This is a genomic window from Paenibacillus sp. J22TS3, from assembly GCF_018403205.1.
Classification (GTDB): Bacteria; Bacillota; Bacilli; order Paenibacillales; family Paenibacillaceae; genus Fontibacillus; species Fontibacillus tuaregi.
Genome location: NZ_BOSF01000004.1, coordinates 682552 through 693935, shown reverse-complemented (window position 1 = coordinate 693935; position 11384 = coordinate 682552). Strand labels below are relative to the sequence as shown.

Annotated in this window: 11 protein-coding genes, 1 rRNA gene and 1 riboswitch; of the genes, 10 read left to right on the top strand and 2 right to left on the bottom strand. The window is 49.6% G+C overall.

The genetic code is table 11. The features are described 5' to 3' along the window. The first annotated feature begins 65 nt into the window (after nucleotides 1-65). Nucleotides 66-182, top strand: a 5S ribosomal RNA gene (rrf, locus tag KJS63_RS16420). A 244-nt stretch (nucleotides 183-426) separates the two neighbouring features. Here rrf and KJS63_RS16415 read toward each other — a convergent pair. Next, complete coding sequence (locus tag KJS63_RS16415) at nucleotides 427-684, bottom strand: GlsB/YeaQ/YmgE family stress response membrane protein (RefSeq protein WP_068614376.1); 258 nt, start codon at nucleotides 682-684, stop codon at nucleotides 427-429. Nucleotides 685-1010: 326 nt separating this feature from the next. Beyond that, nucleotides 1011-1997 carry a ketoacyl-ACP synthase III gene (locus KJS63_RS16410; RefSeq protein WP_213620059.1) on the bottom strand — a complete coding sequence of 329 codons (987 nt, stop codon included), beginning with the start codon at nucleotides 1995-1997 and terminating at the stop codon, nucleotides 1011-1013. Nucleotides 1998-2414: 417 nt separating this feature from the next. Here KJS63_RS16410 and KJS63_RS16405 point away from each other — a divergent pair, with 417 nt between their 5' ends. From KJS63_RS16405 to purS, 9 genes are all read left to right on the top strand, one after another. Then, the gene (locus KJS63_RS16405) at nucleotides 2415-4550 is read left to right on the top strand and encodes a DNA topoisomerase III (RefSeq protein ID WP_213620058.1); all 2136 of its coding nucleotides are present in this window, start codon (nucleotides 2415-2417) and stop codon (nucleotides 4548-4550) included. Nucleotides 4551-4635: 85 nt separating this feature from the next. Next, a complete protein-coding gene (locus KJS63_RS26450) occupies nucleotides 4636-4767 on the top strand; it encodes a hypothetical protein (protein WP_262363142.1) in 132 nt (43 codons plus the stop codon). 310 nt (nucleotides 4768-5077) lie between these two features. Next, complete coding sequence (locus tag KJS63_RS16400) at nucleotides 5078-5341, top strand: DUF1294 domain-containing protein (RefSeq protein ID WP_213620057.1); 264 nt, start codon at nucleotides 5078-5080, stop codon at nucleotides 5339-5341. Nucleotides 5342-5442: 101 nt separating this feature from the next. Next, nucleotides 5443-5877, top strand: a complete 435-nt coding sequence (locus KJS63_RS16395) for a universal stress protein (RefSeq protein WP_068614385.1) — start codon at nucleotides 5443-5445, stop codon at nucleotides 5875-5877. A 174-nt stretch (nucleotides 5878-6051) separates the two neighbouring features. Continuing rightward, nucleotides 6052-6153: riboswitch (purine riboswitch) on the top strand. 224 nt (nucleotides 6154-6377) lie between these two features. Further along, complete coding sequence (gene purE, locus KJS63_RS16390) at nucleotides 6378-6875, top strand: 5-(carboxyamino)imidazole ribonucleotide mutase (protein WP_213620056.1); 498 nt, start codon at nucleotides 6378-6380, stop codon at nucleotides 6873-6875. Beyond that, a complete protein-coding gene (gene purK, locus KJS63_RS16385) occupies nucleotides 6872-8083 on the top strand; it encodes a 5-(carboxyamino)imidazole ribonucleotide synthase (RefSeq protein ID WP_213620055.1) in 1212 nt (403 codons plus the stop codon). Before purE ends, purK begins: the two co-directional genes overlap by 4 nt. Further along, nucleotides 8080-9378: an adenylosuccinate lyase gene (gene purB, locus KJS63_RS16380; RefSeq protein WP_068614395.1), complete on the top strand. Its 1299-nt coding sequence runs from the start codon at nucleotides 8080-8082 to the stop codon at nucleotides 9376-9378. The genes purK and purB overlap by 4 nt, the downstream gene beginning before the upstream one ends. A gap of 30 nt (nucleotides 9379-9408) precedes the next feature. Continuing rightward, entirely contained in the window at nucleotides 9409-10290 is an 882-nt protein-coding gene (locus tag KJS63_RS16375) for a phosphoribosylaminoimidazolesuccinocarboxamide synthase (RefSeq protein ID WP_213620054.1), read from the top strand. 850 nt (nucleotides 10291-11140) lie between these two features. After that, nucleotides 11141-11383, top strand: coding sequence for a phosphoribosylformylglycinamidine synthase subunit PurS (purS, locus tag KJS63_RS16370; protein ID WP_068614404.1), 243 nt, complete (start codon nucleotides 11141-11143; stop codon nucleotides 11381-11383). Nucleotide 11384 lies beyond the last annotated feature (1 nt).

The following is an 11384-nucleotide window of genomic DNA, read 5'->3' as shown; positions in this document are numbered from 1 at the left end:
TGAGTTTTCTAAGGTTGGATATTTTCCTGGAGTGATTCAGGGAGTATTGACCCGGAAAAATCCCGTTTGGTGGCGATGGCGGAGGGGTTCCACGCGTACCCATCCCGAACACGACCGTTAAGCCCTCCAGCGCCGATGGTACTTGGACCGCAGGGTCCTGGGAGAGTAGGACGCCGCCAAGCAATAAGAAAAAGCACTGCCTTAGGCAGTGCTTTTTTGTTGTTCCCCACAGCAGTTCCCCACAGCAGTTCCCCACAGCAGTTCCCCACAGCAGTTGAGTATTTCTTCATTAGAGTAGTATTGTGGGCAAGTAGGGGATTCATGCTTTGCTTAAGAAACAATATCCACATTTTATTAAGATATGCACATAAGCACAACAAAACGCCAGAGCATAAGCTCTGACGTTTTGTCTGCTGTCGTTATTAATTAAGAACGACTGCGGCCAAACGAACGAAGAACAAGGCTTACGATGAACACAAGAACTACCGCGCCGATGAGGGCAGGGACGATATAGAAATCACTGATTCGTGGTCCCCAGTTCCCTAAAATCAGCGAACCGAGCCAAGCTCCGATAAAACCAGCAATAATGTTACCAATCACGCCGCCTGGAATATCTCGGCCCATAATCAGACCTGCCAACCAACCGATGATACCACCAATAATTAATGACCATAAGAATCCCATGCTTGTCAACTCCTTAATGTTGATTGTTGTTGTTGATTACTATTAACCCATCAGGCCTTGTTTAAACACCTAAGTTATCAATTTACAAAAATTGTTGCCAACTTGCTTAAGCTACCCATTTCACAATGTTACAAGGCTGTTAATCCACCAAGATGGATACTTAGGTGTTAGGTCTGCTTTTATTTATACCCCATTTGTTAGGCTTTGATGCACGCAAAAGAAAAGAAGCCATCCACCTTAAATAATATGGCAGATAACTTCTTTAATTATTCACTCGGTTAATTATGGGCAGGAAGAGAATTGTTCTTTATGATGAACAAACATCGTTATTCTTGAACGCCCCATTTAAGCATAAGACCCGCATATGTTAACCCGGCCCCGAATCCGAATAGAATAAGACGGTCCCCGAACTTCAGTTTGCCCTGGCGCTGTGCAAGCTGAAGCGAAAGAGGAATCGTTGCACTTGAGGTATTTCCATAGTACTCTGCGCTGGTTAAGGTTCTTTCAGCAGGAATGCCAGTCTTCTCACAGATGGAGTCAATCATCTTAAGATTGGCACTGTGAGGCACGAACCAGTCCAATTCCTCTACAGTTGTCCCTGAATCCTGAAGAAGCTTTGAAATCCCCTCAGGTACCGTACGCACAGCCCACTTGTATACCTCGCGTCCATTTTGATAAATTTTACCTTCACCTTCAAGCGGCATACCGCCTATAGCCGTAGCCAGACCAGCACGGTACACGTGCTTGCCGCCTGAGCCTTCACTACCGAGGACAGTCGCGTCAAAGCTTGGATGCTCCGCATCATACTCCACAATAGCTGCCCCTGCCCCATCTCCGAAAAGAATACATGTGCTGCGGTCTTCATAATTGGTAACTTTGGACATGGTCTCTCCTGCGATAACAAGGATTTTCTTGTGGAGCCCGCTTGAAATCAAACCATTGGCCAGGTGCAGCCCATAGGCAAACCCGGCACAAGTTGCATTAATATCCACAGCTCCTGCATTTAGGAGGCCGAAATGGTCCTGCACTATGCAGGCCACACTCGGGTACGGATAATCCGGGGTGGTGGTGGCTACAATAACCAATTCAATATCTTCCAGAGAGCCTTTATAAGAAGCAGCGAGATCCTCGACAGCTTGAATACACATATGGGAAGTGAACTCTTCTTCTGCAGCAATTCTCCGTTCACGAATTCCTGTGCGCTTAACAATCCATTCGTCATTAGTATCGACCAGCTTTTCAAGGGCCTCGTTAGTCAAAATATGCTCAGGTACATAGGAGCCTATGGCGGAAATACGTGCAGCAGATTTCATAATCAGAATCACTCCTTGATTAATTTTGATTTGATTATAACACAAGGTACTAGAACCTGGTACTAAAAAGCGAAAAAACTTGTTAAATTTATCATAAGTACCGGCTGTCCCGATTTCAAGAAAGGCAAGGCGCGATATAAGCTAACTTAAGCATTACTAATAGGCAGTGTGTGAAATGTTCATGAGAATCATAGCGTTTCCCTTGATGGCCGAACTTCTGTCTTATAAATTGAAATCAAGAAATCTGGGAGCAACAGCTGCCCTAAACAACATTTCACGTTCCGCGTTATTTATAAATCAATCGTTCAACTTTAAAATCTAATCTAATCTAATCTTGATTCAAAACCAGGCGGGTCGAACACAGGTAAGCATCGATGTTATAATAAGTTTAAGAAGAAAGGGGAGCTTTTATTTATTATGAAAATTTTAGTATTGGCTGAGAAGCCCTCGGTAGCTCGGGAAATAGCCAGAGTTATGGGGAGCCGCGAAAAGCATAAGAGCCATTTTGAAGGTCCTAAATATATAGTTACCTGGGCGCTTGGACATTTGGTTGGACTTGCCGAGCCCGAGGATTATGATCATAAATACCAAACCTGGAATCTGGAGGATCTCCCAATTCTTCCAGGTAAAATGAAGCTCAAGGTCCTGCGCGAGACGAATCACCAGTTCAAGGCTGTCCAACAATTGATGAGACGTGCGGATGTGGGCGAGCTAATCGTAGCGACAGATGCGGCCCGGGAAGGTGAACTGCTGGCCAGATGGATCATGGATATGGTGAAGTGGAACAAGCCATTTAAGCGTCTGTGGATTTCGTCGCAGACCGATAAGGCTATTAGAGAAGGCTTCGCCTCATTGAAACCGGGCAGCCAATTCGACCGCCTGTATCAGTCTGCACGATGCCGGGCAGAAGCGGATTGGATGGTTGGGCTTAATGTAACCCGGGCGCTTACGGTGAAATTTAGTGCCCAGCTCTCGGCGGGACGGGTGCAGACGCCTACCCTTGGCATGATTATGCAGAGAGAGAATGAGATTGTTAACTTCAAATCAGACGCTTATTCGCAGCTGGCCTGTGATTTGGGCGATTTTGAAGCCTTGTGGCGTGCACCTGGCGGGGATTCCAGAATTTTTGACGATGAGAAGACTGCAGGATTGAAGAGCAAGCTCGAAGGACGTAGAGGACGGATTGCCAAATTGAATAAGAGCGAGAAGGTGGTCCCTCACCCGCTGGCTTATGACCTCACCGAGCTGCAGCGTGATGCTAACCGCAGATACGGCTTCTCGGCCAAAATGACCTCCAACGTGCTGCAGAGGCTGTATGAACAGCACAAGCTGGTGACCTACCCGCGTACAGACTCCCGCTATCTTACTTCCGATATGACGGGTACACTCAAAGAACGTCTTGAGAGCATTGCCGTGGGGCCGTATGCTGCTCTGGCACGCCCGCTGCTCCGTAAGCCTCTACCGCTCACCAAGCGGATTGTGGATGACAGCAAAGTGAGCGACCATCACGCCATCATTCCTACGGAAGAAACAGTAATCCTGAATGCTCTGAATTCGGATGAGCGCAAGCTTTATGATTTGATCGTAAGACGATTTATCAGCTTGTTTTACCCGGCTGCCAGATACGACAACGTTAATGTCACGGTTGAAATTGATAAGGAATCGCTTCATGCCAAAGGTACAACGATAAAAGAAAGCGGCTGGCATGCTGTGTATGATGGTGAAGGGTTCGACGAGAATGAATCTGATGATAATGAGACAGATGAGGAGAAGACGGGACGGACGCTCCCTGAGCTCCATGTTGGGCAGGAGATTCAGGTTAAACGCGTCATCATTACCAAGGGAAGAACACTTCCACCCAAACGCTACACCGAGGCTGCCCTGCTGTCCCAGATGGAGAAGCACGGCCTTGGCACACCAGCGACCCGCGCGGATATTATCGAGAAGCTGGTGAACTCTGATACAATCGAGCGTCAGGGCAATTCGCTACATCCAACCGGAAAAGGAAAGCAGCTGATCGAGCTTGTCTCTGCGGATCTGCGGACCCCTGATCTTACCGCCAAGTGGGAGAATGAGCTGGAGCGGATTGCAAAAGGGCAGGGGCAGCCGGAACCTTTTCTGAAAGGTATTCGTGAAATGGCCGAACGTCTTGTACAAGAGGTTAAGAAGAGCGCTGCCTCGTATAAGCCTCACAATGTATCGAACAGTCATTGCCCGGATTGCGGCACCCGGCTGCTTGAGAAGAAGAGCAAGCGCGGGCTTATGCTGGTATGTCCAAGTGAGGACTGCGGATACAAGCGCTCTGGCGAGAAGCGGCTGTCCAACCGGCGGTGTCCGCAGTGTCATAAGAAGATGGAGATGAAAGAGGGCAAAGCTGGGCTATATGTCCAATGCCTGTCTTGTGGCATCACCGAAACCATGAACAAAGACAGCAAGCATATGAACAAGCGAGAAGCGCAAAAGCTGGTTAAGCAGTATGCCAAACAAGAATCGATAGGTTCCAATCTGGGGGAACTGCTCAAAGCGGCCATGGAGCAAAAACAAGGAAAATAGAACCCGCGCCAAGCTAACTTTTTGCCACGACAATCCCGCATAAAACGGCTCTTCCACAGGAACATTAAGTTCGGAGGTGTTGATCATGCCGCATCACGAGCCAAGAAAGATCAATAATCAAAAGAACAACTCAAGCATCATGGAAGAACCGACACAAGCCAAGCCAAAAAAGCAGAACGAACGCCCACCCAGCCTGAACGGTGTTCCGAAGCTGTAAGATTGGCCAGAAGGTTGTAACCGAAATCCAAGCTGAGTTAAATCGCCATAAGTGTGCTGCAAGTTGTTGGATAAAGCCTTCAATTCCGTTTTGAGCGGATTGGGGGCTTTTGCCTGATTAAGTCCAGGGATAATCCGGGTCAGGCAGAAATGATCTGAAAATGATCCGAAAATAGTTCAAATATGTCCTAGGCTCTGCAATGTAGGAGAACAGGATGCCGGGTTTGTTATTCCAGCCGGTTTGGAACTATAATAGAAGCAGATTTGATTACCCGCTTGCTCAGAGCAGGATTGGGGGGATGTGGATACATATGAGGTTGGTAATTGGGATATGGTTTATTATCATTAATTTAATTGGTTATTTTGTGATGTCTGAGGATAAGAGGAAAGCTCGACGAAGGCAGGAAAGGACACCTGAGCGAACCTTGTTCCTGCTGGCACTGATTGGCGGAGCGCTTGGGGTGCTGATTGCCATGTACCGTTGGAGGCATAAGACGAAATATCTCAGCTTTGTTGTGGGAATCCCGGTACTGCTGTTCATCAATGCGGTGCTGTATGTCTATTTTCTAAGGTAGAAATAATAAGCAGGATAAGAATTAGATAGTTTCTTATTACCGCATTTGGGTTTATTATGTACTTATTTAATAATATATATATCTAGAGAGAGGTGCTTGTCATGCTGTTCAACAAAATTCTGGTTGCCTACGATGGATCCAAAGCATCAAATAAAGCGCTGGACAAAGCTGTCGAGCTTGCGAAGCTGTCACCTGAATCCGAGCTGGCTGTACTGCACGTGTATGATTTCCCGCGGTTCTATATTGCTGAAGGGTTCGCACCTGTGCCTGATACGGTTAATATGGAATTCTACGAGCTTGCGGAGAAGACTGCCGACGAGGCGAGGAACCGCCTGGCAGCTGCCGGTGTGAACGGAAAGGTTGAGCTGGCTCAAGGCGCTGCGGCAGAGGTTATTCTTCGTTATGCGGGAGAGCAATCCTGTGATGCCATAGTCATTGGAAGCCGGGGACTTGGCGGCATTCGGGAATTTGTGCTTGGAAGCGTCAGCCACAATGTGGTTCAGCATGCACAGATTCCGGTGCTTGTAGTTAAATAACGTAATGGAGAGGGAATGCTTGCGGAGCATTCTCTTTTTTTATGGCAATAAAACGGATTATAAGTTTGTGATTTATTGTAAAATACGAACGTTCAGTTTTTACCTGTTTTTATTGTTCGTGTTTAGGTTGACAGCCCTAGGTCAGATTGCTAAACTAGGAGAGAAGAAAGCGCAAGAAGCGCTGCATAATGCTCTCGTATATCGCCGGGAATAAGGCCCGGAAGTTTCTACCTGAAAACCGTAAATTTTCGGACTACGAGTGACGTGTTGGGAAAGGTCGATGGCATGAACAGACCTTCTTTTGCTTTGTGGGCAGGGTATGTGCTCCAAGCAAAGTGCAGATGTCCCTTATTCATGTCCTCCAGTAGTCCGGTAGCCTGAAAATACTCGGTATTTTCTCAGGTACCGGATTTTTTTAATGAAATAAGCAGTCCCGGATGGGAAGGGTATAACTTCTGGGCTGCATAGATAGATTATCCTAATAGAAAGCGGGTTGGAACATGACAGCGCAGGTATCAGTGATTATGGGGAGCAAGTCGGATTGGGAGACGATGTCCCATGCATGCGAAGTGTTGAATGAGCTGAATATCCCGTATGAGAAAAGAGTCATCTCGGCGCACCGCACTCCGGATCTGATGTTTGAATTTGCGGAATCCGCTGCACAGCGCGGAATTAAAGTAATTATTGCCGGAGCGGGCGGAGCCGCTCACTTGCCAGGAATGGTAGCGGCCAAGACGGTTCTGCCGGTCATCGGCGTGCCGGTCAAATCCGCAGCCCTAAACGGTCTTGACTCCCTCTTGTCCATTGTGCAAATGCCGGGAGGAATACCGGTGGCCACGGTGGCCATTGGGAAAGCTGGAGCCACCAATGCGGGCCTTCTCGCCGCGCAAATGCTTGGAGCGTTCGATCCGGCCGTCGCAGCGAGAGTGCAGGAACGCAGGGACCGGATTCAGCATGAAGTTCTGGAAGGCAGCTTTGACTTGGGAGAGACGAAATGATGACGAAGAACCTGCTGCAGCCGGACAAGGTTATTGCTCCTGGCTCAACCATCGGCATCCTGGGCGGAGGACAGTTGGGACGAATGATTGCCCTGGCTGGGACCAACCTCGGCTACCGTTTTGTTACCTTGGAGCCCACGGAAGACTCCCCTTGCGGACAGATTGCGGATCAAATCACCGCTTCTTATGGGGATAAGTCCGCAGCTAGAGAGCTGGCTTCACGTTCGGATGTCATCACCTATGAATTTGAAAATGTGGATTCCGAGGTTGCCGCCCTGCTTGAGGATTTATCGTATGTGCCGCAAGGAAGCCGGCTTCTGTACACGACCCAGCATCGGCTGCGTGAGAAGAGAGCGATTGAAGCCGCAGGCGTGCCGGTCGCCCCTTACCGGGAGGTCGTCAGTCTTCAGGATTTGCAGGCGGCGGTGAAGGAGCTGGGCCTGCCGGCCGTACTTAAGACGGCAACAGGCGGATATGACGGGAAAGGCCAGTGGGTGATCCGCTCTGAAGCGGAGATCACCGAGGCTTTTGATACATTAATGAAGGCGGGTACGGAGCTGGTTCTTGAGAAGTTTATCCGCTTTGACAAAGAGCTGTCGGTCATTGCAGCCCGCAGTCCACGTGGTGAGATAAGGACGTTCCCGGTGGCAGAGAACATTCATGTGGATAACATCCTGCATGCCTCTATTGTTCCTGCTAGAGTGGACGAGCGTATACAGCAGGAGGCGGAGCAGCTGGCAGCCCGGATTGCGGAATCGCTTGAAGCTGTAGGACTGCTGGCGGTGGAGCTGTTCCTGACAGGGGACGGTGAGTTATATGTCAATGAGCTTGCTCCAAGGCCTCATAACTCCGGACATTACACGATGGAAGCCTGCAGAACCTCCCAGTTCGAGCAGCACGTCAGAGCGGTATGCAACCTGCCGCTTGGGAATACTTCCCTTATGACCCCGGTGGTGATGGTGAATGTGCTTGGCGAACATATGGAAGAGGTTGAGATGAGGCTTATGGACGGGAAATGGACGGACAATAAGGATCAGGAACAGAAGGGCGTGAATCCTGTTTCCGTAGTACCGAAGGTTCATCTGTATGGCAAGAGCGGCGTGGTGGCCAAGCGGAAGATGGGACATATCAATCTCTTATGCGATAATGTAGAAGAGGCTGTGAGTTTTATACAGCAAACCAAAATTTGGAGGAATCAGCAAAAATGATCGAACGTTACAGCAGACCGGAAATGAGAGCGATTTGGACGGAAGAAAATAAATTCAACGCCTGGCTTGAAGTGGAAATTTGTGCAGCTGAGGCATGGGCTGAGCTGGGGGTCATCCCGAAGTCTGATGTGGCTCTGCTTCGCCAGAACGCTTCTTTTGATATTGAACGGATCTATGAAATTGAACAGGAAACCCGCCATGACGTGATCGCGTTCACACGTGCAGTGTCCGAGAGTCTTGGGGCAGAGCGCAAATGGGTGCATTACGGGCTGACTTCTACCGATGTGGTGGATACCGCACTGGGCTACCTGCTAAAACAGGCCAATGAGATTATTGAGAAGGACATTATTAATTTCATTGGGATTTTGAAAGATAAAGCCATTGCTTACAAGGATACTCCAATGATGGGGCGTACGCATGGCGTTCATGCGGAACCGACCACATTCGGTCTGAAGATGGCGCTGTGGTACGAGGAAATGAAGCGGAACCTGGAGCGTTTCCGTCATGCGGCAGCAAATGTGCAGTTCGGCAAAATCTCCGGGGCAGTGGGCACCTATGCCAACATCGACCCGTTCGTGGAGCAGTTCGTATGTGATAAGCTCGGCACCTCTGCCGCGCCGATCTCTACCCAGACGCTCCAGCGTGACCGCCATGCTGAATATATGGCTACACTGGCACTGATCGCGACCTCCCTTGATAAATTCGCCACTGAAATCCGCGCATTGCAGAAGAGTGAATTCCGTGAGGTTGAGGAAGCTTTTGCTAAGGGACAAAAAGGGTCATCGGCGATGCCGCACAAGCGCAACCCGATCGGCTGTGAGAACATTTCTGGCTTGGCGCGTGTAATCCGTGGGCATATGATCACCGCTTATGAGAACGTGACGCTGTGGCATGAGCGGGATATTTCCCACTCCGGTGCAGAGCGTATCATTCTGCCGGATGCGACCATGCTGATCAACTACATGCTGAACCGCTTGGGCAATATCATCAAGAACTTGACGGTGTTCCCGGAAAATATGAAACGCAACATGGCGCGCACCTTCGGGGTTCCTTTCTCCGGCCGTGTCATGACCAAGCTGATTGATAAGGGCTTCAGCCGCGAGCAGGCATATGACACCGTTCAGCCGCGCGCGATGCTGGCCTGGGAGACTCAGCGTCAATTCCGCGACATCATTGAAGAGACTCCTGAGATTACCGAGGTGCTGAGCAAGGAAGAGATTGAGGATGCGTTCAATCCAGCTTGGCATTTGAAGCACGTGGATACGATCTTTAAGAAGCTTAGACTTATAGACTAGTTACAGATCAGGGAAGAGGAGGACGGCTACATGTCATCACAGGCTGTGTCCACGGCAGTGGATTACGTCGACGCACCGCTGCTCTATAAAGGGAAGGTCCGCGAGCTGTACGATTTAGGGGAGCATTATCTGATCGTCGTGACCGACCGCATTTCTGCCTTCGATTACGTGCTGGAACCGCCGGTTCCTGAAAAGGGAAACGTACTCAACCGGCTTAGTGCTTACTGGTTCAAGCTTACAACTGATCTGATCGAGAATCATGTGGTGCACACCGATGTGGAGAAGCTGGGAGAGGTCATTAAGAATAAAGAGCTGCTGAAGGACCGCATCATGGTTACCCTCAAAGCTGAAAGGATAGACATTGAGTGTGTTGTCCGCGGTTATATTACGGGCGGGGGCTGGCGTCAATATGAGCTGAACGGGGCGATCAACGGAATTCAGCTGCCTGAAGGGCTTCGCAAGAATGACAAGCTGCCGGAGCCGATCTTCACCCCCGCGGCCAAGAACGATGTGGGTCACGATGAGGACATCCCGTTCGAGCGGATGCAGGAGCTGGTAGGCCGCGAACTGGCGGACAAGCTGAAGGCCAAGAGCCTAGAGCTTTACGGCTTTGCACGTGACTATTGCGAGGAGCGTGGAATCATCCTGGCAGACTGCAAGCTGGAGTTCGGCTTGATTGATGGGGAGCTAATCCTCATTGATGAGATCTTCACACCGGACGCCTCCCGCTTCTGGGCCAAGGAGAATTATGCCTTGGACATCGAGATCGACAGCATGGACAAGGAGCCGGTCCGCTCTTACCTGGCCGGCACGGACTGGGACAAGAACAGCCAGCCTGATCCTCTTCCGCCGCATGTGGTGGAGGAGACCACCCGCCGCTACCTGAACATTTACCGCCGTCTCACGGAGTAATCGGGTAGAAGCCAATTGCTGTCGCTAAAAAGACATATTTCGTTAGTCTAATAAGATAAAGGGGTGAGGGACTGGCCGCGTACAGGGTTGTTAGGGTCTCCGATCGCTGTTATCCCTGGATTTCCTGATTGGAATAACCGCCGAATGCGGATGAAATCCAGGGATAAAGGCGAACGCTGACGCTTCTCCGACTCCTAACATCCCTTCCCGCTTCACCCTCACTTTGTAAGCTATCAATAGACTAACTCAAGATGGGGTGCCGATCAGCAATTGGTAGATGGAGAGATAGTAATTTAATTGGTTATGTTGAAGAACTCAACACCCCGTTTAATTAAGTAGGTTGTATGCGGAGAGCATCCAACTGCATCCAACAAGCACACTCTGCTAGCTAATCTAGCTCATTTCTTGGTTTTAGATAGGTGCTCGGCAGGCCGTCCTTATACGAATTCAAGAGGTTTCATCTAAGTTAAATTGCTAAAGACGAAGCACCACAGTAAAGCGGGTCCCGAAAGGGACGGCAAGCGGCTCATTCACAAATCATACAGTTACCAATCCCAATTAACTCCTTCCACCAAACTTTCGGGTGTCCAGAGGGCAAAGCCCTTGGGGCCCTCCCTTTCAGGGAGGGTTTGGGAGGGTGGGAACTGTTGGTTTGGGAGGGTAGAAACAAGAGGAGTACAGAGGGCGTAGCCCTTTGAAGTGTGGTAAGGGAGTCCCAGAGGGCGCAGCCCTTTGAGTAAGCAGGGATTACAGAGGGCACAGCCCTTTGTCAAAAACACGGGTTTTATCAAATTTTTCGGGTGTCCAGAGGGCAGGTCCTCGGCGATAACCCTTCCGGAGGGAATTTCAAGTGAAAGCAATCGTCTATGTTACTATCAAGCAAAGCGTACTGGATCCACAAGGCGTAGCCGTACAAAACGCGCTGCATTCTGTAGGTTTTCAAGAAGTCGAAAGCCTGCGTATCGGAAAATATATCGAGCTTGAGCTGAACACGGACGACCGTGCTGAAGCGGAGAAGAGAGTGGCAGCAATGTGCGAGAAGCTGCTGGCAAACACTGTTGTCGAAGAATACCGCTTTGAACTGGAGGGCTAAC

Bases quoted from the DNA above. Each gene is read 5' to 3' on its own strand.
- KJS63_RS16415 (WP_068614376.1), bottom strand. From the start codon at position 684: ATGGGATTCTTATGGTCATTAATTATTGGTGGTATCATCGGTTGGTTG.
- purE (WP_213620056.1), top strand. From the start codon at position 6,378: ATGACAGCGCAGGTATCAGTGATTATGGGGAGCAAGTCGGATTGGGAG.
- KJS63_RS26450 (WP_262363142.1), top strand. From the start codon at position 4,636: ATGCCGCATCACGAGCCAAGAAAGATCAATAATCAAAAGAACAACTCA.
- KJS63_RS16410 (WP_213620059.1), bottom strand. From the start codon at position 1,997: ATGAAATCTGCTGCACGTATTTCCGCCATAGGCTCCTATGTACCTGAG.
- KJS63_RS16395 (WP_068614385.1), top strand. From the start codon at position 5,443: ATGCTGTTCAACAAAATTCTGGTTGCCTACGATGGATCCAAAGCATCA.
- KJS63_RS16400 (WP_213620057.1), top strand. From the start codon at position 5,078: ATGAGGTTGGTAATTGGGATATGGTTTATTATCATTAATTTAATTGGT.
- purK (WP_213620055.1), top strand. From the start codon at position 6,872: ATGATGACGAAGAACCTGCTGCAGCCGGACAAGGTTATTGCTCCTGGC.
- KJS63_RS16405 (WP_213620058.1), top strand. From the start codon at position 2,415: ATGAAAATTTTAGTATTGGCTGAGAAGCCCTCGGTAGCTCGGGAAATA.
- KJS63_RS16375 (WP_213620054.1), top strand. From the start codon at position 9,409: ATGTCATCACAGGCTGTGTCCACGGCAGTGGATTACGTCGACGCACCG.
- purB (WP_068614395.1), top strand. From the start codon at position 8,080: ATGATCGAACGTTACAGCAGACCGGAAATGAGAGCGATTTGGACGGAA.